This window comes from Pantoea sp. ICBG 985, assembly GCF_002928365.1.
GTDB classification, from domain to species: domain Bacteria; phylum Pseudomonadota; class Gammaproteobacteria; order Enterobacterales; family Enterobacteriaceae; genus Pantoea; species Pantoea dispersa.
Window position 1 is genome coordinate 298459 of record NZ_POWM01000005.1, and the last position, 23159, is coordinate 321617.

Annotated in this window: 21 protein-coding genes; 14 read left to right on the forward strand and 7 right to left on the reverse strand. The window is 58.2% G+C overall.

Features of this window, described 5'->3' with window-relative positions; genetic code table 11:
• Positions 1 to 69 precede the first annotated feature (69 nt).
• On the forward strand, positions 70 to 2913 hold the full coding sequence (locus C1Y42_RS16685; protein WP_031279726.1) for a bifunctional diguanylate cyclase/phosphodiesterase: 2844 nt from the start codon (positions 70 to 72) through the stop codon (positions 2911 to 2913).
• 65 nt (positions 2914 to 2978) lie between these two features.
• On the opposite strand, the gene ftnA is transcribed toward C1Y42_RS16685, so the two are convergent.
• Positions 2979 to 3485 carry a non-heme ferritin gene (ftnA, locus tag C1Y42_RS16690; protein WP_058759556.1) on the reverse strand — a complete coding sequence of 169 codons (507 nt, stop codon included), beginning with the start codon at positions 3483 to 3485 and terminating at the stop codon, positions 2979 to 2981.
• A gap of 457 nt (positions 3486 to 3942) precedes the next feature.
• Between ftnA and C1Y42_RS16695 the strand changes: the two genes are divergently transcribed.
• From C1Y42_RS16695 to C1Y42_RS16705, 3 genes are read left to right on the forward strand one after another with little or no spacing between them, the layout of a single operon-like run.
• Positions 3943 to 4611, forward strand: a complete 669-nt coding sequence (locus tag C1Y42_RS16695) for a nucleoside recognition domain-containing protein (protein WP_021507665.1) — start codon at positions 3943 to 3945, stop codon at positions 4609 to 4611.
• The gene (locus C1Y42_RS16700; protein ID WP_021507664.1) at positions 4601 to 5074 is read left to right on the forward strand and encodes a YjiG family protein; all 474 of its coding nucleotides are present in this window, start codon (positions 4601 to 4603) and stop codon (positions 5072 to 5074) included. Before C1Y42_RS16695 ends, C1Y42_RS16700 begins: the two co-directional genes overlap by 11 nt.
• 10 nt (positions 5075 to 5084) lie before the next feature.
• A complete protein-coding gene (locus C1Y42_RS16705) occupies positions 5085 to 6188 on the forward strand; it encodes a M20 peptidase aminoacylase family protein (RefSeq protein ID WP_104093967.1) in 1104 nt (367 codons plus the stop codon).
• 6 nt (positions 6189 to 6194) lie between these two features.
• On the opposite strand, the gene C1Y42_RS16710 is transcribed toward C1Y42_RS16705, so the two are convergent.
• Positions 6195 to 6809, reverse strand: a complete 615-nt coding sequence (locus C1Y42_RS16710; protein ID WP_146068804.1) for a hypothetical protein — start codon at positions 6807 to 6809, stop codon at positions 6195 to 6197.
• A gap of 315 nt (positions 6810 to 7124) precedes the next feature.
• Between C1Y42_RS16710 and prfC the strand changes: the two genes are divergently transcribed.
• The 10 genes from prfC to mrdA all read left to right on the forward strand — a co-directional run bounded on the left by prfC (position 7125) and on the right by mrdA (position 18668).
• Entirely contained in the window at positions 7125 to 8714 is a 1590-nt protein-coding gene (gene prfC, locus C1Y42_RS16715; protein WP_021507661.1) for a peptide chain release factor 3, read from the forward strand.
• A 259-nt stretch (positions 8715 to 8973) separates the two neighbouring features.
• Entirely contained in the window at positions 8974 to 9564 is a 591-nt protein-coding gene (osmY, locus tag C1Y42_RS16720; RefSeq protein WP_021507660.1) for a molecular chaperone OsmY, read from the forward strand.
• 98 nt (positions 9565 to 9662) lie between these two features.
• Positions 9663 to 9824 carry a DUF1328 domain-containing protein gene (locus C1Y42_RS16725; protein WP_007893192.1) on the forward strand — a complete coding sequence of 54 codons (162 nt, stop codon included), beginning with the start codon at positions 9663 to 9665 and terminating at the stop codon, positions 9822 to 9824.
• Between the two features lie 178 nt (positions 9825 to 10002).
• Positions 10003 to 11055: a patatin family protein gene (locus C1Y42_RS16730; RefSeq protein ID WP_104093969.1), complete on the forward strand. Its 1053-nt coding sequence runs from the start codon at positions 10003 to 10005 to the stop codon at positions 11053 to 11055.
• Positions 11052 to 11828, forward strand: a complete 777-nt coding sequence (locus C1Y42_RS16735) for a TatD family hydrolase (protein ID WP_104093970.1) — start codon at positions 11052 to 11054, stop codon at positions 11826 to 11828. The genes C1Y42_RS16730 and C1Y42_RS16735 overlap by 4 nt, the downstream gene beginning before the upstream one ends.
• A gap of 413 nt (positions 11829 to 12241) precedes the next feature.
• Positions 12242 to 13021 (forward strand): deoxyribose-phosphate aldolase, encoded by a 780-nt coding sequence (gene deoC / locus C1Y42_RS16740; RefSeq protein WP_058770662.1) that lies wholly within the window; start codon positions 12242 to 12244, stop codon positions 13019 to 13021.
• A 111-nt stretch (positions 13022 to 13132) separates the two neighbouring features.
• The gene (gene deoA, locus C1Y42_RS16745; RefSeq protein ID WP_058770661.1) at positions 13133 to 14455 is read left to right on the forward strand and encodes a thymidine phosphorylase; all 1323 of its coding nucleotides are present in this window, start codon (positions 13133 to 13135) and stop codon (positions 14453 to 14455) included.
• Between the two features lie 94 nt (positions 14456 to 14549).
• Positions 14550 to 15773, forward strand: coding sequence for a phosphopentomutase (gene deoB / locus C1Y42_RS16750; RefSeq protein ID WP_021507655.1), 1224 nt, complete (start codon positions 14550 to 14552; stop codon positions 15771 to 15773).
• A 34-nt stretch (positions 15774 to 15807) separates the two neighbouring features.
• Positions 15808 to 16521: a purine-nucleoside phosphorylase gene (deoD, locus tag C1Y42_RS16755; protein ID WP_021507654.1), complete on the forward strand. Its 714-nt coding sequence runs from the start codon at positions 15808 to 15810 to the stop codon at positions 16519 to 16521.
• Positions 16522 to 16778: 257 nt separating this feature from the next.
• Positions 16779 to 18668, forward strand: a complete 1890-nt coding sequence (gene mrdA, locus C1Y42_RS16760) for a penicillin-binding protein 2 (protein ID WP_021507653.1) — start codon at positions 16779 to 16781, stop codon at positions 18666 to 18668.
• On the opposite strand, the gene C1Y42_RS16765 is transcribed toward mrdA, so the two are convergent.
• The 5 genes from C1Y42_RS16765 to C1Y42_RS16785 form a co-directional block, all read right to left on the reverse strand.
• On the reverse strand, positions 18669 to 19379 hold the full coding sequence (locus tag C1Y42_RS16765; RefSeq protein WP_021507652.1) for a GGDEF domain-containing protein: 711 nt from the start codon (positions 19377 to 19379) through the stop codon (positions 18669 to 18671).
• Positions 19376 to 19762 (reverse strand): DUF1987 domain-containing protein, encoded by a 387-nt coding sequence (locus C1Y42_RS16770; protein WP_021507651.1) that lies wholly within the window; start codon positions 19760 to 19762, stop codon positions 19376 to 19378. Before C1Y42_RS16770 ends, C1Y42_RS16765 begins: the two co-directional genes overlap by 4 nt.
• Positions 19763 to 19768: 6 nt before the next feature.
• Positions 19769 to 20320 (reverse strand): SiaB family protein kinase, encoded by a 552-nt coding sequence (locus tag C1Y42_RS16775; protein WP_104093971.1) that lies wholly within the window; start codon positions 20318 to 20320, stop codon positions 19769 to 19771.
• 10 nt (positions 20321 to 20330) lie between these two features.
• Positions 20331 to 21554 (reverse strand): SpoIIE family protein phosphatase, encoded by a 1224-nt coding sequence (locus C1Y42_RS16780; RefSeq protein WP_104093972.1) that lies wholly within the window; start codon positions 21552 to 21554, stop codon positions 20331 to 20333.
• A 93-nt stretch (positions 21555 to 21647) separates the two neighbouring features.
• Complete coding sequence (locus C1Y42_RS16785) at positions 21648 to 22973, reverse strand: PAS domain-containing methyl-accepting chemotaxis protein (RefSeq protein ID WP_104093973.1); 1326 nt, start codon at positions 22971 to 22973, stop codon at positions 21648 to 21650.
• Positions 22974 to 23159: the final 186 nt, after the last annotated feature.

Here is a 23159-nt window from a genome sequence, read left to right on the forward strand (position 1 = left end):
TAAGTCTGCCTGAAGATTAAGAATTATCTTAACTGCGCATCGAGACCAGGCCAGCATAGGCGAACAACAATGAACAATAACTCTGACGTAATGTACCGGCTACTGGTGCAGAGCGTGGTGGATTACGCCATCTACATGATTAAGCCGGATGGCACGGTGGCTAACTGGAACATCGGGGCGCAACGCGCCAAAGGCTATACCCCCGAAGAGATTGTCGGGAAGAATTTTGCGCTGTTTTACAGTGAAGAGGATCGGCGCAACGGCGCGCCGCAGCGCGGTCTGGCCATCGCCACCGCCACCGGGCGCTATGAAACCGAAGGCTGGCGCTATCGCAAGGACGGCAGCGCCTTCTGGGCGCACGTGGTGATCGACGCCATCCGCGATGAGTACGGCGAATTGCTGGGCTTTGCCAAAATCACCCGCGACTGCACCGAACAGCAGGCGCAGCAGCGTAAACAACAGGAACAGGAGCAGCGTTTCCGTTTATTGGTTGAAGGCGTAACGGACTACGCCATCTACATGCTCGACCTTGACGGCAACGTCGAAAACTGGAACGCTGGCGCGCAGCGCGCCAAAGGCTACGTGGCCGAAGAAATTGTCGGTCAGCACTTCTCGCGCTTCTACAGCGCACAGGATCGCCTGAACCATATCCCGGAACGCAACCTGACCACCGCGTTTAAAACCGGTCGCTTTGAAGACGAAGGCTGGCGCTATCGCAAAGATGGCAGCGCCTTTTGGGCGCATGTGATCATCGACGCGATTCGCGATGACGCCGGCAAACTGATCGGCTATGCCAAAATCACCCGCGACTGCACCGAACAGCAGGCGCTGCTGCGCAAGCAGCGTGAATACGAGAAAACCTTCCGCCTGTTAGTGGAAGGCGTGACGGATTACGCCATCTACATGCTGGATTTACAGGGCCGGGTGGTGAACTGGAACGCCGGCGCGCAGCGCGCCAAAGGCTACATGGCTGACGAGATCGTGGGCCAGCACTTCTCCGTGTTCTACGGCTCACCGGAACGTCAGGCGCGTACGCCGGATGCCAATCTGGGCATCGCGCTGAAAACCGGTCGCTTTGAGGACGAGGGCTGGCGCTACCGCAAAGACGGCTCGGCCTTCTGGGCGCATGTGGTGATTGACGCGATTCATGATGAAGAGGGCAAAATGATCGGCTTTGCCAAGATCACCCGCGACGTCACCGAGCGGCGTGAGCACGAGCAGCAGCTGCTGCGCGCGCGCGATCTGGCGCAGGCGCAGAGCGCCAAAATGTCGGAGCTTTCCGGCTTCCTCGACACCATCATCAGCAACATTCCCTCCTGCGTCATCGTCGAAGACGCCATCAGCCGCGAAATCCTGATGGTCAATGACAAAGCCGAGCAGCTGTTTGGCTTCAGTAAGTCGCTGATTATGCATAAGCGGCCGCACGAATGTATGTCGGCGGAACTGAGTGATTACTTCAACAGCCTGGCGGATATCGCGCTGCGCAGCGAGGGCATCCACGCGCGCGAGCAGCTGTTACTGACCGCTGGCGGTGAGCGGGTGCTGCACACCCGCGCCACCACCATCAGCGGCAAAGACATGCGGCAGAATTACGTGATGCTGATTGTGGAAGATGTCACCGATCAGCGCGAAGCCGATGCGCGCATTCGTCACATGGCGCATCACGATAATCTTACCAGCCTGCCGAACCGCATCCTGTTTCGCCAGAAGCTGAGCGAGGCGCTGCGCGTCGATCAGCAGCAGGGCCAGACCAGCGCCACGCTGTGTCTCGATCTGGATAACTTCAAGAACGTGAACGACGCGCTGGGGCATCAGATCGGTGACGATCTGCTGCGGGTAGTGGCGAAGCGGCTGCGCAGCGTACTGCGCGATCAGGACACGCTGGCGCGCATCGGCGGCGATGAGTTTGCCATCGTGCTGCCCAACGTGCGGAATGCCGATGAGGCCGCGATCGTGGCGCAGCGCCTGATCGAGGCGATCCGCCCGCCGGTGAATGTTGAAGGCCACAACCTGTCGGTCGGGCTGAGCGTCGGCATTGCGCTGACCTCGCAGGCCACCAATACGCCGGAACATATGCTGCGCTGCGCCGACATGGCGCTGTATGAAGCCAAGCGTAACGGCCGTAACCGCTATGAGCACTTTACGCTGGAGATGGATAATGTGGCGCGCAGCCGCCGGGTGATCGAGAACGATCTGCGCGAGGCGATCACCGGACGGCAGCTCAAGCTCTACTATCAGCCGATCACCAACGAGACCGGCATCATTGGCTATGAGGCGCTGATGCGCTGGCATCATCCGATCAAAGGATTGATCATGCCGAATGACTTCATTCCGATTGCCGAAGAGACCGGGCTGATCCATATGCTCGGCGCCTATGCGCTGTACGAAGCCTGCCGCGAGGCGCAGAGCTGGGAAACCGAACAGTCGGTGTCGGTCAACCTGTCGCCGCTGCAGTTTAAGAACAGCTCGCTGGTATCTGTTGTGGAGGGCGCGCTGCGCGAATCCGGCCTGGCGCCGCATCGGCTGGAGGTGGAGATCACCGAATCGGTGCTGCTGGATGATACGCTCGGCAATATCCGCACGCTGCAGAGCCTGAAAACGCTGGGCGTGCAGATTGCGCTCGACGACTTCGGCACCGGCTACTCGTCGCTCAGCTATCTGCGTTCGTTCCCGTTCGATAAGATCAAAATCGACAAGTCATTTATCAATGATATGGGCGACAGCCGCGAGGCGCTGGCGATCATCCGCGCGATTACCGGCATGAGCCGCAGCCTGGATATTCAGATCACCGCAGAGGGCGTGGAGAGTAATGAGCAGTTTGTCCGCCTGCGCGAAGAGGGCTGTACGCTGTTTCAGGGCTACCTGTTTGGCCGGCCACAGCCGTCGGAGCTCAGACTGAAGGCGCTGGAGTAAGCACAAAAAAAACGCCCGACAGGGTCGGGCGTTGTGCATGCTGCTGTGCATAATCTTTATTATTTTTACTGGCCGTGGCCTTCGACGTTCATGCGGCCCAGATCTTTGTCCACCAGGAACAGACCTTCGCCTTTGTTGCCCACCAGCGCCAGCTTGTCCAGCACGGTTTTGAACAGCTTCTCTTCTTCGTGCTGCTCGGCAACGTACCACTGCAGGAAGTTAAAGGTGGAGTAATCCTGCGAAGTCAGCGCGGCGTGCACCAGCTCGTTGATTTTGCTGGTGATCAGCTGCTCGTGCTTGAGCGCTTCTTCCAGTACGTCATTCAGCGAGGTCCAGCTCACCGCCGGCGCGGCGATGCTGCCCAGCACCGGCAGTGAACCGGCATCGCTGACGTAATCAAACAGCTTCTGCATATGCTGCATCTCTTCGCGCGAGTGCATTTTCAGGAAGGAGGCGGCACCTTCGAAGCCTTTGTCGCTGCACCAGGCACTCATCTGCAGATAGAGGTTGGCGGAGAAGAATTCGAGGTTAAGCTGGTCGTTCAGGCGTGAGGTCATTTCAGCGGTTAACATGGCTGAGTCCTTTTTAATTTGTCAGGTGAAGTACGGCGAATTATGCATCAATCTATACTTTTTTGTGAAGGTTTTTTCGTAAAAAAGTTGAATTTATCTTATTGATTATAAATGGAATTATTCCGCTAGTTGAATGCGAAGAATTCTCAACTTTGACTAATTTTCATTCACAGTCCGCAGCACTGTTTTAGTGCAGCTGCGTTGCCTGCTGGCGGTGCAGCGTACAACTGCACCGATCACTTCTTCGCCAGTCAACCCGCCGATAAAATAAGCACTGGCGCGACCAGCAATAAAGCTGGCACGGCGATATAAACGCTTATTCCGGCTGCTGCTTGTTACTGAACAAAATTAGCCATAGCGAAATTAAAGAAAGTGCGCGTTGGCATAAATCCTGCTTGGTAAATAGTTCCGTATATTGCAACCACGTCTGGCAGAAATAGGGCCAGCAGGAGAAAAGATGTCTGAAGAAAAAATCATGGCCGCGCCACAAACGGTCACGGCAAGCGCCGGAAATTATCTCGCGCTGATACTGGCAATACTGTTTTTTTCCGGTTTGCTTTATAAGGTCGAAGGCTTTAGCTGGCTGGGCGCGTTTGATTTCACCACGCTGGGCGGCAGCTTTGGCACCATCAAAGAGTCAGGTTCCACCTTTCTCGGCGCCGGCGGCATCAGCGCCAAAGCCGGCTTCCTGTTCGCGCTGTCGCTGGCACCCACCGTGATGCTGGCGCTGGGCGTGCTGGAGATTTTCACCCACTACGGCGCGATTCGTGCCGCCCACACGCTGCTGACGCCACTGCTGAAACCGCTGATGGGGTTGCCGGGACGCTGCGGCCTGGCGCTGATTACCGATCTGCAAAGTACCGATGCCGGCGCGGCGCTCACTAAAGAGATGGCGGATCAGCAGCAAATCGGTAAAAAAGAGCTGGTGGTGATGAGCGCCTGGCAATATTCCGGTGCCGGACTGATCAATAATTATTTTGCCATTGGCTCGGCGCTATTTGCGTCCATGAGTGCACCAATCATTATTCCGCTGCTGCTAATGTTTGTGCTGAAATTCGTCGGTGCGGCATTTGTCCGTTTTGTGTTAAACAGTGTTTATAAGAAGGATTTTGCTGATGTCAAATAACGTACAGACGCGGGTCAATAATAATCCGTTTGATATTTTTATTGTCGGCGCGCGTAAAGGCTTCCATATTGCTATTCACAATCTGATGCCCAATGTGGTGATGGCCTATGTGCTGGCGGAAGTGCTGAATCTGCTCGGCATCATGCAGTTTCTTGGCCACGCGTTTGCACCGCTGATGGGGATTTTCGGTTTGCCCGGCGAGGCGATCACCGTGTTGCTGACCGCGTGGCTGTCATCCTCGGCCAGCGTCGGGGTGGCGGTGAGCCTGATGGCGAAAGGTCTGCTGAGCGGTACCGACATCACTATCCTCGCGCCGGCGATTTTTCTCATGGGTTCGCAGTTGCAGTACATGGGCCGCCTGCTGGGCGTCGCCGATGTGCCGAAAAAATACTGGCCGCTGCTGATGCTCACCAGCATTATCAATGCGGTTATCGCTATGTTCGTGATGCGTTTTTTTGTTTAGGAGCGAAACGGTGTCCAGAGTTCTCGATCACTACCATTTTCTGCATGAAATCCCCGAGCTGGGGTTTCAGGAAGTTAAAACCTCGGCCTACATCGCCGGCCAGCTGGAACAGGCTGGCATTAAGGTCACGCGCGGCATCAACCAGACCACCGGCATCGTGGCGGAGATCGACAGCGGCGTGCCGGGCCCGGTGCTGGCATTGCGCGCCGACATGGATGCGCTCGGGCACGTGATCGACGGCGTTGCCTGCGCCCGCCATACCTGCGGCCATGACGGCCACTCGTCGGTGGTGCTGACCGCCGCGCAGGAGCTGCTGCAGGAAGGCGCTATTAAAAAAGGGCGGCTGAAGCTGCTGTTCCAGCCGGCTGAAGAGCTGGGGGCCGGCGCGCGGGCGATGATTGAGGGCGGCGCACTGGATGACGTGGAGATGATTCTTGGCTTCCATTTGCGCCCGCTGGAGGAGTGCCAGGTCGGGCAGGCGACGCCTGCGGTGATCTATTCAGCGTGCAGCACGCTGGAGGCCACCATTAAAGGCGCACCGGCCCATGCCGCGCGACCGCATCTCGGCGTCAACGCGCTTGATGCGGCAGTCCAGGCGGTGCAGGCGGTGAACAGCATTCATCTGGCACCGGGCCTCACCTGGAGCGTAAAAGCGACGCGCTTCCTGTGCGACGCCGGCGTGACCAACTCGGTACCGGACGAGGCGCGCGTGGTGTGGGATCTGCGTTCGCAGGAGAACGCGCCGATGGAACTGCTTAAAGAGAAAGTCAGCCAGGCGATTAAGCACAGCGTGGCCGCGCTGGGCGCAACCGCTGAAGTAGTGGTGCTGAAAGAGATGCCGGCGGCGGAAATTGATGCCGATGCCACCGCGCTGCTGAGTGCCGCGATTGTCGATGTGCTGGGCGAGCAGGGATTACTGGCGGCGAAAACCACGCCGGGCAGCGAGGATTTCTTCTACTATCCGGTGAAAAATCCGCAGGTGAAAGCCGGTTTCTGGGGGCTGGGAACCAATCTGGTGCCGGGACTGCACCATCCGCAGATGCGCTTTGAGCTGAGTTCGCTGGAGATCGGTGTGAAGATCTTCAAGGCGGCGGTGGTGCGCATGCTGGGGTAACGCGCCTCAGCGCGCGCCCGCGCCTACGGTCTGATTCCACACCATCTCATCGAGCAAAATCGAGCTGTGCTGGCTGGTCTCAATCACCAGTGAGACCGGCTTCATGCCAGCGAAGCAGAACACTTCGTGGCGCTTTTTGCTGGCGTTCAGGCGACGAAACGCCACGATGCGACCGGCACGGTTGTAGAAGCGCACTTCGCTAAAGTAGGTGTTGAGACCGATGTAGCTCAGCACCAAATCGTGCAGCGGCGGCAGATCAAACTTCACCAGCGTCTGCCGCTCAATCACCAGCGCGCACTTGTCGCTGTCGGCGTGATACGGTGCTAACGACACCGCGCCCCGGCGTGCAGTGACCGACAGCGCGGCGTCCAGCATGTACGGATACTCCGGGACAAAATGCTGACCGGCAGAAAAACCGGGACGCGGCGTGAGCAGATAATGCAGGTGCGCCGGCAGGCTGCTGCGGGAAAAATCAGCGCGGCCGGTGGCTTGCACGGCGGCGTTATCCGGCGCGTTGATCAGCAGCATCTCGCCGGGTTTGCGGTACATCTGCGCGGGCGACGACAGGGCGGCGTTTCGGTGCGACGGGCTGTAGGTATGTGGGTTAAGCTGTAGAGTCATTTTGCTGTCCTTGCCGGGGTGACGGTTCCGGACAGGCATTCTCAGCCAGACATCGCTTAGTGTTTACAAGACATGTCCTGAACTGCACGAGCATCGTCTCATCCTGCCGCAGATTCCCCCGCCTGCTGAAATATTGTATGCTATGCCGCCTCAATGCTGATGGGATAACCGGACTGCCGCCAATGTAGATCGCACACACCCTGCTGTGACCCGACGCGCATGCGTCGCCATTGGCACCGTTATCCGCCGGACTGGCTCCGGAATGATTTATTCGCAGCGCGCCGCTCGCGCGTTGCCCTGAAGAAGAATTCACTCATGTCTATTGCTCCCTTTTTAGAAGAAGTGGCGCGCCGCCGTACCTTTGCGATCATCTCGCACCCGGACGCCGGTAAAACCACAATCACCGAAAAAGTCCTGCTGTTCGGACAGGCGATCCAGACCGCCGGTACCGTTAAAGGTCGCGGCTCCAGCCAGCATGCCAAATCAGACTGGATGGAGATGGAGAAGCAGCGCGGTATCTCCATCACCACCTCGGTGATGCAGTTCCCGTATCGCGACAGCCTGGTTAACCTGCTGGATACCCCCGGGCACGAAGACTTCTCGGAAGACACCTATCGTACGCTGACGGCGGTGGACTGCTGCCTGATGGTGATTGACGCCGCGAAAGGGGTTGAGGATCGTACCCGCAAGTTGATGGAAGTGACCCGTCTGCGCGACACGCCGATCATCACCTTTATGAACAAACTGGACCGCGACATTCGCGATCCGATGGAACTGCTGGATGAGGTCGAGAGCGAGCTGAAAATCGCCTGTGCGCCGATCACCTGGCCGATTGGCTGCGGCAAGCTGTTCAAAGGCGTGTATCACCTCTACAACGATGAAACTTACCTGTATCAGAGCGGCAAAGGCCACACGATTCAGGAAGTGCGCGTGGTAAAAGGGCTGGCGAATCCGGAACTGGACGCGGCCGTCGGCGAAGAGCTGGCGCAGCAGCTGCGTGACGAGCTGGAGCTGGTGCAGGGCGCATCGCACGAGTTCGACAAAGAGCTGTTCCTGAGCGGCGAAATTACGCCGGTGTTCTTCGGTACCGCGCTGGGCAACTTTGGCGTCGATCATATGCTGGATGGACTGGTTGCCTGGGCGCCGGCACCGATGCCGCGCCAGACCGATACCCGCAAAGTCGAAGCCAAAGAGGAGAAGTTCAGCGGCTTCGTGTTTAAGATTCAGGCCAACATGGACCCGAAACACCGTGACCGCGTGGCCTTTATGCGCGTGGTGTCCGGCAAATATGAAAAGGGCATGAAACTGCGTCAGGTGCGTACCGGTAAAGATGTGGTGATCTCCGACGCGCTGACCTTCATGGCGGGCGACCGTTCGCACGTTGAAGAAGCTTATCCGGGCGATATCATCGGCCTGCATAACCACGGCACCATCCAGATTGGCGACACCTTCACCCAGGGCGAAACCATGAAGTTCACCGGTATTCCGAACTTCGCCCCGGAACTGTTCCGTCGCATTCGCCTGCGCGATCCGCTGAAGCAGAAACAGCTGCTGAAAGGGCTGGTCCAGCTGTCGGAAGAGGGCGCCGTGCAGGTGTTCCGTCCGGTGCACAACAACGATCTGATCGTGGGTGCGGTGGGCGTGCTGCAGTTTGATGTGGTCGTGGCGCGTCTTAAGAGCGAGTACAACGTTGAGGCGATTTACGAGGCCATCAACGTGTCGACCGCCCGCTGGGTTGAATGCAGCGACGCGAAGAAGTTCGACGACTTCCAGCGCAAAAACGAGATCAACCTGGCGCTCGATGGCGGTGACAACCTCACCTATATCGCCCCGACCATGGTCAACCTCAACATCACGCAGGAGCGCTATCCTGACGTGACCTTCCGTAAAACGCGCGAACACTAAGTTCGCCGTTCCGACCGGGCTGTCACTTTGTGCGGCCCGGTTTTCTCCGATACAGACTCCTCTTAATTGCGCTGCGGTTATCGCTTTTTGGCGAGATATCAACCACAAAAGCCAGCAAAAGCTGTAATCCCTACTATGATTATTCTGTCGGACGAGAAAACGGACCTGTGGGTCTGATTACGTCCATCACGCAGCAACGTGGTGTGTTGCTGGCGCATTCGCGGTTGCGAGTGGGTTAACTGATAGAAGGATGATATCGATGAATAAGACTAAGATTGCTAAAACCCTGATTGCTGCACTGGCCGGTACTGCGCTGTTAAGCGGCGCGGCAATGGCGGCTGATACCAGCAGCAGCGCGGGTTCCAAAATCGATAGTTCTATGAAAAAAGTCGATGGCTTTATGGATGACAGCGGCATCACCGCCAAAGCCAAAGCCGCGCTGGTGGACGATGAAGCGATTAAAAGTACGGATATCTCAGTAAAAACGCAGCAGGGCGTGGTTACGCTGAGCGGTTTTGTCACCTCGCAGGACCAGGCCGAGAAGGCTGTGGCGCTGGTGCAGAAGGTGGAAGGGGTTAAATCCGTCAGCGACAAACTACACGTCAGAGACAGCAAACAGAGTTCATTGAAAGGTTATGCAGGTGATGCAGCAACCACAAGTGAAATAAAAGCTAAACTTTTAGCAGATGACATTGTGCCATCGCGCAACGTGAAGGTGGAAACCACCGATGGCGTGGTACAGCTGTCCGGGGAAGTGGCGAATCAGGCCCAGTCCGATCGGGCTGAGAAGATCGCCAAAGCCATTGAAGGCGTGAAAAGCGTGAAGAATGACCTCAAGGTGAAATCTTAACGCAACCGGAACGGCATCACCAACGGTGCCGTTCCGTATTAAAAACAGTGATGTGAAGAATAAGCAGTTCGATTTTCACTATGGTAAAGGAGAGGCTTATGTTTCGTTGGGGTATTATCTTTCTGGTCATCGCTCTGATTGCTGCAGCATTAGGTTTTGGCGGTCTGGCGGGTACGGCAGCATGGGCAGCTAAAATTGTCTTTATTGTCGGTATTATTCTGTTCCTCGTGAGCCTGTTTACCGGGCGCAAACGACCCTGACCCACTGCGTTAATCATGTTAACCCGCTAGTCACATAAAGCGGAGGCCAGTCATTGCCACCATTGAAGGTGAGCCGCGACGATTGCAGGATGCGGTTGGTCAGGGAACGACAATGACTGGTTCTCCGGGATGCTGATTGAGCGCCTCCCTCAGAGCAGCAAACACTGAGGGACATCCATTGGGAACACGCATCCCGGTGTCGCTGGACACCTTTGAGCCACTGGCACTCACGCCATTCAAATCCAAAAAGATCGCGCTGGTCTGCGAGGGCGGCGGGCAACGTGGCATCTTCACGGCGGGCGTACTGGATGAATTTCAGCGCGCAGGTTTCAACCCCTTTCAGTTAATGCTCGGCACCTCAGCCGGGGCACAAAACCTCTCAGCCTTTGTCTGTGCTCAGCCCGGTTATGCGCGGCGCGTGATTACCCGTTACACCACCAGTAAACTGTTTTTCGATCCGCTGCGTTTTGTGCGCGGTGGCCACCTGATCGATCTCGACTGGCTGGTGGATATCACTAAACAGGAGTTCCCGCTGGCGCTGAGCAGCGCCGAAAGCCTGTTTGCCAAAGGCAGCGAGTTTTACATGTGCGCCTGCCGCAGCGATGATTACAGCGCGCAGTACTTCAATCCCACCAACCTGACCTGGCATGACATCATTAAGGCTTCCAGCGCGATCCCCGGTTTCTACCGCAGCGGCGTGTTGATGGATGGCGTGAGCTATCTCGACGGCGGCATCAGCGACGCCATTCCGGTGCGCGAAGCGGCGCGGCGTGGCGCCGATACTATCGTGGTGATCCGTACCGTGCCGTCACAGATGGCGTATACGCCGAAGTGGTTTAAACGCATGGAGCGCTGGCTGAGCGACAGCGCCCTGCAGCCGATGATCAATATCCTGCATCAGCACGAAGAGAGCTACCGCCAGATTCAGCAGTTTATTGAACAGCCGCCGGATAATCTGCGCATCATTGAAATCTTTCCGCCAAAGCCGCTGGCCAGCATGGCGCTGGGCAGTCGTCTGGCGTCGCTGAATCAGGATTATCATCTGGGCCGCCGCAGCGGGCGCTATTTCCTGGCGACGCTGGGCCAGTGGCTGAGCGATGCTGAACCGCTGGCGCGACCGATTGCCGTGACGCCGCCCGCCGCCGTCGCCAACGCGCCGGATAACCGGCCGGTCAGCACGCCGCCGCTCGCGGGTAATGACGCCGACTACGATGCAGGATCGCTGGCATGAGATTTATCGACACCCACTGCCACTTTGATTTTCCGCCATTCGTCACCGCTGCCGAACACAGTATCGCGCAGGCGGCGCAGGCGGGCGTGGAACGCATCATCGTGCCGTGTGTGGATGCCAGCCGTTTTGCCGTGGTGAGCCAGCTGGCGCAGCAGCATCCGGCGCTGTATAGCGCGCTCGGGCTGCACCCTATCAATATTGCGCAACATCAGAATGACGATCTCGATCGCCTTGAGCAGTACCTGCAAACGCCGGATGCAAAACGCGTGGCGATCGGGGAAATCGGGCTGGATCTGTATATGGAAGCGCCGGATTTTGCGCGGCAAACCCGGCTGCTGGAGGCGCAGCTGAAGCTGGCAAAGCGCTATGATTTGCCGGTGATCCTGCATTCGCGACGTACGCACGATCAGCTGGCGCAGTATTTGCGCCGTCACGACGTGCCGCGACGCGGCGTGGTGCACGGCTTTGCCGGTAGCCAGCAGCAGGCGGAGCGTTTCATCGCGCTTGGCTACGCGATTGGTGTCGGCGGCACCATCACCTACGCGCGCGCCAGCAAAACCCGTCACACCATCGCCAGCCTGCCATTGCAGGCGCTGCTGCTGGAAACCGATGCGCCCGATATGCCGCTGCAGGGTTTTCAGGGCCAGCCAAATCGCCCGGAGCGCGCGCGTAATGTGTTCGAAGTATTGTGCCAGCTGCGCCCGGAACCGCCCGATGAGATCGCCGATGCGCTGTGGCACAACAGCCTGCGTTTGTTCGCGCTGCCGGATTGAGTATTGATCCTGCGCCTGCCGTCACCTCACTTCATCTAATAGGGCCGTCACGGTTAATGGCCGTTGCAATTGTGCCAGCGGCACAATTTATTGCGTGATGAATCGCGTCGCTGCAAACCCTCTGCCACTTCTGATGATGTGCTGACAACTCCCGCTCTGTCGCAAATTAACTACGCTTTAACGATATCCGATACCTTTTTGCGGCAACATTTGTGATAATAATCACAATCGCATCATGCCGCGCTGTTCGGCAAAATAGCGATTTAATGTGATTAAAATCGCTAAATTCATGTATATCAGAGCGCGGTTTCTTTTTCCTTGTGACAAGCCTCGCAATTCCACGCGGCGTGAGTTGTTATAATTATCACATTCTCCGGTGAGCAGATTTCACCGGCCTGACTTTGGAGAGCACCATGACCGATCTGAATGCCGCCGCGCAGCGCGCGCTGCAACTGATGGACCTGACCACCCTGAATGAAGACGACACTGACGAAAAAGTGATCGCGCTGTGCCATCAGGCGAAATCACCGGCCGGTAACACGGCGGCGATCTGCATCTATCCGCGCTTTATCCCGATTGCACGTAAAACGCTGCGCGAGCAGGGCACGCCGGAAATTCGTATCGCGACCGTCACTAACTTCCCGCACGGTAACGACGACATCGACATCGCGCTGGCGGAAACCCGTGCGGCAATCGCCTATGGCGCGGATGAAGTTGACGTGGTGTTCCCGTACCGTGCGCTGATTGCCGGTAATCGTGACGTCGGCTTTGCGCTGGTAAAAGCCTGTAAAGAGGCCTGCGCGGCGGCGAACGTGCTGCTGAAAGTGATCATCGAAACCGGCGAGCTGAAAGAGGAAGCGCTGATTCGTGCAGCGTCCGAAATCGCGATCGATGCCGGCGCGGATTTCATCAAAACCTCTACCGGTAAAGTGCCGGTCAACGCCACGCCAGAGGTGGCGGCGATCATGATGCAGGTAATCCGTGACAAAGGCGTGCAGCAGCAGGTGGGCTTCAAACCGGCTGGCGGCGTGCGCACGGCGGAAGATGCCGCTATCTACCTGCAGCTGGCCGACGACATCCTCGGCAGCGGCTGGGCGGATGCGCGTCATTTCCGCTTCGGCGCTTCCAGCCTGTTAGCCAGCCTGCTGAATACCCTGGGTCACGCTACGGCGACCAGCAAAGCCGGTTATTGATCCACGCGGTCGCTAAAATGGCGGCCCACGGTGTCACTGCCGTCAGGTGCGTATTGCTGCGCATCTGGCGGCTGTCATTCAGCGATAGATCGCTTTTCCGGGGAGGCAACCTTGTTCCTGCCACAAGAAATTATTCGTAAAAAACGCGACGGCCAGCCGCTGAGCGAAGCGGAAATCCGCTTTTTCATCAACGGCGTGCGTGATAACAGCGTATCTGAAGGGCAAATCGCCGCGCTGGCGATGACGATTTATTTTCACGACATGAACCTGGAAGAACGCGTGGCGCTGACCATGGCGATGCGCGATTCCGGCACGGTACTCAACTGGCAGGCGCTGAATCTCAACGGACCGATTGTTGATAAACACTCGACCGGCGGCGTGGGCGATGTCACTTCGCTGATGCTGGGTCCGATGGTGGCGGCCTGCGGCGGCTACGTGCCTATGATTTCCGGGCGCGGCCTCGGTCACACCGGCGGCACGCTGGATAAGCTGGAAGCCATTCCCGGCTTTGATATCTTCCCCAGCGACGATCGCTTCCGCCAGATCATCAAACAGGTCGGCGTTGCCATTATCGGTCAGACCAATTCGCTGGCGCCGGCGGATAAGCGGTTCTACGCCACGCGCGATATCACCGCCACCGTGGATTCTATTCCGCTGATCACCGCCTCGATCCTCGCCAAAAAATTAGCCGAGGGATTAGACGCGCTGGTGATGGATGTCAAAGTCGGATCCGGGGCGTTTATGCCAACCTTTGAGGCCTCGCAGCAGCTGGCGCAGGCGATTGTCGGCGTCGCCAACGGCGCGGGATGCAAAACCACCGCGCTGCTCACCGACATGAATCAGGTGCTGGCATCGAGCGCCGGTAATGCGCTGGAAGTGCGCGAAGCGGTGCATTTCCTCACCGGCGAGGCGCGCAATCCGCGGCTGCTGGAGGTCACGCTGGCGCTGTGCGCCGAGATGCTGATCTCCGGCAAACTGGCGGCGAACGAAGCCGAAGCGCGGCAAAAACTGCAGCAGGTGCTGGATAACGGTAAAGCGGCTGAGGTGTTTGCACGCATGGTGGCGGCGCAGAACGGCCCGACGGATTTCATCGAGCAGATGGACCGCTACCTGCCGGCACCGATGCTGAGCAAAGCGGTGTACGCCGATCGTCCCGGCATCGTCAGCGCCATGGACACGCGGGCGCTGGGCATGGCGGTGGTGGCGCTGGGCGGTGGCCGTCAGCGCGCCAGCGACAGCATTGATTACAGCGTGGGCCTCAGCGACATGATCACGCTGGGCAGTGAGGTCAATGCGCAGCAGCCGCTGGCGGTGATTCATGCCGCGTCGGAAGCACAGTGGCAGCAGGCCGCTGCGGCAGTGAAAGCGGCGATAACGCTCAGCGACCACGCTCCGGAGGCCACGCCGGTGGTGTATCGCCGCATCAGCGAATAGTGGCGTAACTGCGTGCCAGGCAGCGGCCGTTCGGGTATACTGATCTGATCGCTTTTTTTTGACTTGTCATCGCGCTATGGCGCAGGAGACTTGCATGAAACGTGCTTTTATTATGGTTCTCGACTCCTTCGGGATTGGTTCCAGCAAAGACGCCGATAAATTCGGTGATGAAGGATCGGATACGCTCGGCCATATCGCCGAAGCGTGCTTTGAAGGCCGCGCCAATGAAGGCCGCGAAGGTCCGCTGCATCTGCCCAACATGACCGCGCTCGGCCTTGGCAAAGCGGCGGAACTCTCTACCGGCCGCTTCCCGCCGGGACTGGATCCGCAGGCGGAAATTATCGGCGCGTACGCCTACGCCAGCGAACTCTCTTCGGGCAAAGATACGCCGTCCGGCCACTGGGAAATCGCCGGGGTGCCGGTGCTGTTTGACTGGGGCTACTTCAGCGACAAAGAGAACAGCTTCCCGCAGGAGCTGCTGGATACGCTGGTAAAACGCGCCGATCTGCCGGGCTACCTCGGCAACTGCCACTCCTCCGGCACGGTAATCCTTGACCAGCTGGGCGAGGAGCACATGAAAAGCGGCAAGCCGATTTTCTACACCTCGGCAGATTCAGTGTTCCAGATTGCCTGTCATGAAGAGACCTTTGGCCTCGATCGCCTGTACGCGCTGTGTGAAATTGCCCGTGAAGAGCTGACCAACGGCGGCTATAACATTGGCCGCGTAATCGCGCGTCCGTTTGTCGGCGATAAAGCCGGTAACTTCCAGCGCACCGGTAACCGTCACGATCTGGCGGTCGAACCACCGGCACCAACCATGCTGAAAAAGCTGGTGGATGAGAAGGGCGGCGAAGTGATTTCAGTGGGTAAAATCGCTGATATCTACGCGGAGCAGGGCATCACGCAAAAAGTTAAAGCCACCGGTCTGGATGCGCTGTTTGATGCCACCATTGAGCAGATGAAGAAGGCGCCGGACAACTCAATTGTGTTCACCAACTTCGTCGATTTTGACTCGACCTGGGGCCATCGCCGCGATATCGCCGGTTATGCCGGTGGGCTGGAGCTGTTTGACCGTCGTCTGCCGGAGCTGATGGCGCTGGTGAAAGAGGGCGATATCCTGATCCTCACCGCTGACCACGGCTGCGATCCGAGCTGGCATGGCACAGAGCACACGCGCGAGCACATCCCGATTCTGATCTACGGTCCAGAAGTTAAACCGGGCTCGCTGGGTTACCGCGATACCTTCGCCGATATCGGCCAGACTATCGCCAGCTATTTTGGCCTGTCCAGCATGGACTACGGCAAAAGCTTGCTGTAAAACAGCCACCACTTTTTGATAAGGAAGAACAACAATGGCAACTCCTCATATTAATGCCGAAATGGGCGATTTCGCGGACGTGGTGCTGATGCCAGGCGATCCGCTGCGTGCAAAACACATTGCCGAGACTTTCCTCGACGATGTGGTCGAAGTGAATAACGTACGCGGCATGCTGGGCTTCACCGGGACTTACAAAGGCCGCAAAATCTCCGTAATGGGCCACGGTATGGGTATTCCATCCTGCTCGATCTACACCAAAGAGCTGATCACCGATTTCGGCGTGAAGAAGATCATTCGTGTGGGTTCCTGCGGTGCCGTACGTGCAGACGTGAAACTGCGTGATGTGGTGATTGGTATGGGTGCCTGCACCGATTCAAAAGTTAACCGCATGCGTTTCAAAGATCACGATTTTGCCGCCATCGCGGATTTCGACATGGTGCGTAACGCGGTTGACGCGGCTAAAGCGCTGGGCGTGGACGCACGCGTCGGTAACATCTTCTCAGCTGATTTGTTCTATACGCCGGACCCGCAGATGTTCGACGTGATGGAGAAGTACGGCATCCTCGGCGTGGAGATGGAAGCGGCCGGCATCTACGGTGTGGCGGCAGAATTCGGTGCCAAAGCGCTGACCATCTGTACCGTGTCGGATCACATCCGTACGCACGAGCAAACCACCGCGGCAGAGCGTCAGACGACGTTCAACGATATGATTAAGATCGCGCTGGAGTCGGTGCTGCTGGGGGATTGATTTTCCTGGGTTTTTCTTCGCCCTCACCCTAACCCTCTCCCGCCCGCGGGAGAGGGAACTGATCGAGCAACGGTTAACGCCCTCGCGCGGGGGAGGGGACTGATCGAGCAACGGTCAACGCCCTGTCCCGCATTACTGACGCAACCGCTCCACCGTAAACATCTGACACACTTTTACCCAGGCTTGTGCATCTTCCTGCTGGCTCTGCGGCGATCTCTCCCTATCATTAGCGTGATAATGAAGAGACTAAGCCCCTGATGAATTTCCGCAATTTCGAAGCCGAAGAGAAACTGTTTGTGCGCCGCGCGCTGGTGGCGTTTGCCCTGGTTGTTATCTGCTTCACCATTCTTGGCATCAACCTGTATCGCTTACAGGTGGATCAGCACAGCTATTACCAGACACGTTCCAACGAGAACGACATCAAAATGATCCCCATCGCGCCGACGCGCGGGCTGATTTTCGATCGCAACGGCATCCCGCTGGTGCGCAACGTCACCTGGTACGACATCCTCGTCACGCCCTACAAAATCGACAACATGCAGGCGACGCTGAAGGCGCTGACGCCCATCGTCGATCTGACACCGGATGATATCGAAACCTTTGAGCATGAACTGAAGCAGAGCAGCCGCTATAAACCGGTGGAGCTGAAAGCCGAGCTCACCGACGAGGAGGTGGCGCGCTTCTCGGTCAATCAGTTCCGCTTCACCGGCGTCACCATTGATACCTATCAGGATCGGGAATACCCGTACGGCGCCGATCTGGCGCACGTGGTCGGCTACGTGTCGAAGATTAACGATAACGATTACAAGCGGCTCAATGCCGAGGGCGTCGGCGAAAACTACGCCGCCGACCATAATATCGGCAAGCAGGGTATTGAGGGCTACTACGAATCCCTGCTGCACGGCAAAACCGGCTATCAGGAAGTGGAAGTGGATAACCACGGCCGCATCGTGCGCGTGCTGAAAGAGGTGCCGCCGGTAGCAGGCAAAAACATCTGGCTGACGCTGGATCTGCATCTGCAGCAGTATGTGGAGAGCCAGCTGGCCGGGCAGCGTGCGGCGGTGCTGATTGAGGATCCGCACGATGGCGGCGTGCTGGCGATGGTCTCCAGCCCGAGCTACGATCCCAACCCGTTCGTGAAGGGCATCAGCTACAAAGCCTATAAAACGCTGCTGCAGGATAAAAACCTGCCGCTGATCAATCGCGTCACCCAGGGGCTGTATCCACCGGCATCGACGGTAAAACCCTACATGGCGATGTCGGCGCTGCTGAGCAAAGTGATTACGCCGGGCACCACCTTCTTTGGCGCGCCGACCTGGACGCTGCCGGGCACCGATCGTAAATACCGCGACTGGAAAAAGTCCGGCCACGGCATGCTCGACGTCACCAAAGCGATTGAAGAGTCCGCCGACACCTTCTTCTATCAGGTGGCGTTCATGATGGGCATCGACCGCATCCACAGCATGCTCAGCCAGTTCGGCTACGGCAAACCTACCGGTATCGATTTGAATGAAGAGTACGCCGGGCTGCTGCCAAGCCGCGAATGGAAGCAGAAAGTGCATAAACATACGTGGTATCAGGGCGATACGGTGTCGGTGGGCATCGGCCAGGGCTACTGGATCGCCACGCCGATTCAGATGGTGAAAGCCATGGTGGCGCTGATCAATAACGGCCGGGTGATTAATCCGCACCTGCTGGCCAAAGCACAGCGCGGCACCTGGCAGCAGGTTTACCAGCCGACCGCGCCGCAGCCGCAGATTGGCGATGCGAAATCACCGTACTGGTCGCTGGTGCGCCACGCCATGTTTGGTATGGCTAACGCGCCTAACGGCACCGGTTATAAATATTTCCATACCGCGCCGTACGGCATCGCCGCCAAGTCCGGTACGTCGCAGGTGTTTAGCCTGAAGCAGAACCAGACTTACAACGCGAAAATGATCCCGGTGCGCCTGCGCGACCACATTTTCTATACCGCCTTTGCGCCGTTTAACAACCCGCAGGTGGCGGTGGCGCTGATTCTGGAAAACGGCGGTAACGAAGGCATTACGGCCGCGCCGGTGATGCGCAATATCCTCGACCACATCTTCCTGCCGCCGCCGGATAGCAGCGTGCCGATGCAGACGGCCAGCACCGCGCAGGTGCACTGATCAGCGGAAAAATACCCGGTTGCGGCCGTGGTGTTTGGCATCGTAGAGCGCGGCATCGGCATTGCTGTACAGCGTGTCGAAATCGGAGCCCGGCTTACCGTAGCTCACGCCGAGGCTGGCGGTCACCAGCTGCTGCGGCAGCACCGCCAGCGGCGAGGCGTTAAGCGAGGCGTGGATCGCACCGGCGACAATCACCGCGTCAGACAGGCGATAGTGCGGCAGCAGCACGGTAAACTCTTCGCCGCCGATGCGGCCAATGCTGGCGCCGGCCGGGCAGTGCGCCTGAATGCGCGTCACCAGCCCGCAAATCACCTTATCGCCCATCGGATGGCCGTATTCGTCGTTGATCTTCTTGAAGTGGTCGATATCCAGAATGATCAGTGCCGCCGGACCGCTCTCCAGCGTCTGGCTGATGCGCTGAATAATCGCGCCGCGATTCCACACCGCCGTCAGCGGATCGTGGCTGGCTTTGTACTCCAGCTCCTGCGCCAGCTGGTTTAACTGCTCATTCACGCGGTTCAGCTCGCGCTCCGCGCGATCGCTGCGGGAGATGAGCCGCCAGGTTTCGCGCATCAGGCGCTGATAGTGGCGATTCAGGTGCAGCAGCGCCTCGCGGTAATCCTGCGCGCTCAGCGTGTTTTGCGCCGCCACATGCTGTGAGCGATTCAGCACCTCGCTCTCTTCACGGAACAGCTCATTGAGGTCCATCATGACGCCAGTTCCGCCTGCAGATTAACCTGCAGATCGGTAAAATCCAGCGCCAGTTCCTGACCAAACTCTTCCGCGATGTCATCTTCCGCATCAAACAGCCAGTTTAGCGTGACGCGCTGACCGCGCTGCGCCAGCTGGTTGAACAGATCGAACAGGCTGAACAGCATTTTGGTGCTGGAGCTGTTGAAGTAGCGCAGCGCGATAGTGACGACCACCGCGTCGTTGTCGGTGGGTTGCCACTGCTCAAGGGCATCCAGCAGCGGGCGATAAAACGCCGCCGCGTTCTCCGGCCACGACTCGCCGCGCAGCGCAAACTGGCGGGTGGCAAAATCGAAACTCACTTCGGGCGTGCTCTCAGTGGCAGCGATAATCAGGTTTTGCATACAACCTCAATCCTGGTGAATGGTGGCTTTAAGCCAAAACGTGGCGTAGCCGCTGGCGGGCAGCGGACGCAGTTCATACTCCAGCGGTTCACTGACGTCACGGGCAAGCGTCAGCAAACCGATATTGGCCCCTTTGCTGGTGGCGGGGCTCTCGGTGCGCAGACCGACACGGTAGGCCTGCTTAATTTCGTCGTTACTCATGGTTCGCAGCAGATCGAGCCAGTCGCGCAGCTGCTCGCAGGCGGCCTGTTCGATCTGATTACTGCTCTCCAGCACGTAGCTATCGCCGTCCACGTGCAGCGTTACGGTGCCAAAGCGAAAGTGCTGTTCGGCGTGGCTCAGGGTACGGCTGTCCTGCGAATAGCGCAGGATGTTCTGCACAATCTCGACAAAGCTGGAGAACAGCCGGCGGCGCACTTTCAGCGGGGCCTGCTGGTTTTCCAGAAACACTTTGATCACTTCACCCATCGCGGTGATGTTCTGCGGCGAAAAGAAGCCGGTATAGTGCAGCGCAACGCTGTCGGGCGGCAGGTGCGTGCCGGTGGAAGCTGGATGCATAAGAGGCTCGTTAATAACGCAGACCAAACCAGGTGACGTCATCGCGTCGCGGCTGGTTGCCCTGCCAGTGAAGAAATGCCTGCGCAAACGCCGCGGAGAGCTCGGCCATCGGCAGGGTTTTATGTTGTGCAATGACCGTCTGAATCCGCTTTTTGCCGAACATGATTTGCCGCGCGCCGCCGGGTTGATCGGTCACGCCGTCGCTCATCACCAGCAGCACATCGCCGGGCTGCAGTGTGCGCTGCTGCTGCGGCCAGCAATAGTCGTGCGGTGTATCGGTGTAGCCAACGCCGACGCGATCGGCCTGCAGCGCGGCGGCTTCACCCTGTACCGGCTGCAGCACGGCGTGCATGCGCGCGCTGGCCCAGCTCAGCTGATGGCTAGCCGTCTCCAGCCGCAGCGCAATCGCATCGCAGCCGTCGTTGGACAGCGAAGTCTGTTGCGAGGCGTTAAGCTGGCCCAGGGTTTGTTTGATGTGGCGGTTAAGCGCCTGCAGCAGGGCAGACGGCGTACGATGGTTGTGCTGCAGCGCACGCTCCAGCGCCGCATGCAGAATCACCGTCATAAACGCGCCGGGAATGCCGTGACCGGTGCAGTCGGCAATCAGCGCCAGCCAGCCGTGCTCGTCGCGGTGAAAGGCGTAATAGTCGCCGCCCACGCCATCGCGCGGCTGCCAGTGCAGGCACCAGTCGCTTAGTTGCTGCGCCATCTGCTGCCGCGAGCGGTCCAGCATCGCGTCCTGAATCACCCGCGCGTAATCGATGCTCTGTAAAATTTGCTGATGCTGCTGCGCCTGCAAATCGGAGACGGTACGAATCAGGTCTATGCCGAGGCCGATGCCAATATAGCGGCCCTGTTCAGTCACGATAAAACCATCGGTCACTGATTTATCCCCGCTGGCGACCACCTGCTGCGCGACCCGATCGAGTTCGGTTTCGGCATCGATCACCAGCGGTTGCTTATCCATAAAGGCGATACAGCTTTTACGATCGTACAGCTCGCGGAAGAACGGGCGCGTCATTTGCGACAGAAAGATGTGGCGGTTAATCATGCCGAACGGCGTGCCGTTTTCCACCACCGGCAGGCCAATCAAATCTTTGTGTTCGCTAAACAGCGCCATTACCGCCGTGTTGTCCATCGCTGGCGTGACGAACGGCACCGCAATACACAGCGAACGCGCGCGGGCACGACCCGTCAGGGCGCTAAGCCCGGTGCGGAAATCAGGCTGCTGCATGAGAAAGAGTCTGGCGTTGATTAGGAATAATCTTAGGTTACGGCACGGCGATGACACTTTTATGTCACCGCCGGCCAGCGCTCGCTGCTGCGCTTACTGCGGGGCTTTTAGCGCATCGGCGACGTGGCTGATGGCGCGCACCACCTCACTGGAGCTGCCGCGAATTTCGGCAATCACACCGCCCGCCTGCTGCGCGAGCACTACGCCCTGATCGGCACGCTTCAGGTTCGACGCGATGCCTTTCTGCGCCTTATCCGCCAGCAGATGGTTATGCCTCACCCGATTCTCGATTTCGCTGGTGGCGCGATTAATGTTCGCTGCGAGGGTGCGCACTTCACTGGCGACCACGGCGAAGCTGCGGCCATGCTGACCGGCGCGCGCGGCTTCCACTGCCGCATTGAGCGCCAGCAGATTGGTTTGGTCAGCAATGCGACGAATGCTTTCCACGATGGCGCCGATGCGATCGGAAGAGTCGCTCAGATCATTGATATCACCAGAAATACCGTGCAGTTCGCTGGCCAGCGCATTGATATTCTGCACGCTGTTCTCAATGACCGCCGCACCCTGTTGTGTGCTTTCGCTGGTATGCAGAGCGGTTTGCCATGCCTGCTGCGCTGCTTCGCGCTCCAGCTGGTTCTTTTCCACCTGCGCGGTAACGTCGGTGGCGAACTTCACCACTTTGTACAGCTCGCCGGCGCTGTTAAACACCGGATTATAGGTAGCGCGCAGCCAGACGGTGTTGCCCTGCTTATTGACGCGCTCGAACTGCCCGGAGATATATTCACCCTGATTGAGCTTGTGCCAGAAGCGGCGATAGGCCTCGCTGGTGCGCATTTCGGGCGGACAGAACAGGCTGTGATGGCGACCGATGATCTCATCAGCGCGATAGCCCATGGTATTGAAGAAATTATCGTTGGCCATCAGCACTTCACCTTTGAGGTTGAAGGCAATCACCGCCATCGAGCGCTCAATGGCGGTGGTCATGGCGCGCTGCTCCTGCGCATCCATAATGCGCGCGGTGATATCGCTCGCCAGCTTAACGATTTTAATCACCCGACCGTGGCGATCCTGCACCGGTACGTAGTTGGCTTCCAGCCAGATCGGACGGCTGTGCTTCGCCACGCGCAAAAACTTATCGCTGAAGCCTTCGCCGCGATTCAGACGCTGCCAGAACTCGCGATACTGCGGTGACTGCACCATATCCGGCGTGCAGAACAGGCTGTGATGCTGGCCGACAATTTCAGCCAGCGTGTAGCCCATGCGCTCCAGAAACAGCGCGTTGGCGGTGAGGATGTGACCATCAGGCGTAAACTCAACCATGGCGATGGCCTCCTGCAGCGAACTGAGCGTTGCGCTGCTGTGACTGCGTTTCTGCCACGCGAGGCGCGACAGGATTCCCGATGTAATAGTGCTGAACATAGTGGACCTTATTATGGTTATGGGATGTCAGCACGGTTATCGGCGTGGGTGGCTAAAAATCCACCACTAAATAGCCCGGTTGCGCAGGTTTTTACCATCGGGTCCGGCGGTTGCTGCAAAAGGCAGCAGTCAGCTGATTTTTACCGAAAAGCGTTTGACGGTACGGCGCGAGTAAGGTTTAATGCG

Coding starts and splice junctions, on each gene's coding strand:
- C1Y42_RS16685 (WP_031279726.1), top strand. CDS start 70: ATGAACAATAACTCTGACGTAATGTACCGGCTACTGGTGCAGAGCGTG.
- ftnA (WP_058759556.1), bottom strand. CDS start 3,485: ATGTTAACCGCTGAAATGACCTCACGCCTGAACGACCAGCTTAACCTC.
- C1Y42_RS16695 (WP_021507665.1), top strand. CDS start 3,943: ATGTCTGAAGAAAAAATCATGGCCGCGCCACAAACGGTCACGGCAAGC.
- C1Y42_RS16700 (WP_021507664.1), top strand. CDS start 4,601: ATGTCAAATAACGTACAGACGCGGGTCAATAATAATCCGTTTGATATT.
- C1Y42_RS16710 (WP_146068804.1), bottom strand. CDS start 6,809: ATGACTCTACAGCTTAACCCACATACCTACAGCCCGTCGCACCGAAAC.
- prfC (WP_021507661.1), top strand. CDS start 7,125: ATGTCTATTGCTCCCTTTTTAGAAGAAGTGGCGCGCCGCCGTACCTTT.
- osmY (WP_021507660.1), top strand. CDS start 8,974: ATGAATAAGACTAAGATTGCTAAAACCCTGATTGCTGCACTGGCCGGT.
- C1Y42_RS16725 (WP_007893192.1), top strand. CDS start 9,663: ATGTTTCGTTGGGGTATTATCTTTCTGGTCATCGCTCTGATTGCTGCA.
- C1Y42_RS16735 (WP_104093970.1), top strand. CDS start 11,052: ATGAGATTTATCGACACCCACTGCCACTTTGATTTTCCGCCATTCGTC.
- deoC (WP_058770662.1), top strand. CDS start 12,242: ATGACCGATCTGAATGCCGCCGCGCAGCGCGCGCTGCAACTGATGGAC.
- deoB (WP_021507655.1), top strand. CDS start 14,550: ATGAAACGTGCTTTTATTATGGTTCTCGACTCCTTCGGGATTGGTTCC.
- deoD (WP_021507654.1), top strand. CDS start 15,808: ATGGCAACTCCTCATATTAATGCCGAAATGGGCGATTTCGCGGACGTG.
- mrdA (WP_021507653.1), top strand. CDS start 16,779: ATGAATTTCCGCAATTTCGAAGCCGAAGAGAAACTGTTTGTGCGCCGC.
- C1Y42_RS16765 (WP_021507652.1), bottom strand. CDS start 19,379: ATGATGGACCTCAATGAGCTGTTCCGTGAAGAGAGCGAGGTGCTGAAT.
- C1Y42_RS16770 (WP_021507651.1), bottom strand. CDS start 19,762: ATGCAAAACCTGATTATCGCTGCCACTGAGAGCACGCCCGAAGTGAGT.
- C1Y42_RS16775 (WP_104093971.1), bottom strand. CDS start 20,320: ATGCATCCAGCTTCCACCGGCACGCACCTGCCGCCCGACAGCGTTGCG.
- C1Y42_RS16780 (WP_104093972.1), bottom strand. CDS start 21,554: ATGCAGCAGCCTGATTTCCGCACCGGGCTTAGCGCCCTGACGGGTCGT.
- C1Y42_RS16785 (WP_104093973.1), bottom strand. CDS start 22,973: ATGTTCAGCACTATTACATCGGGAATCCTGTCGCGCCTCGCGTGGCAG.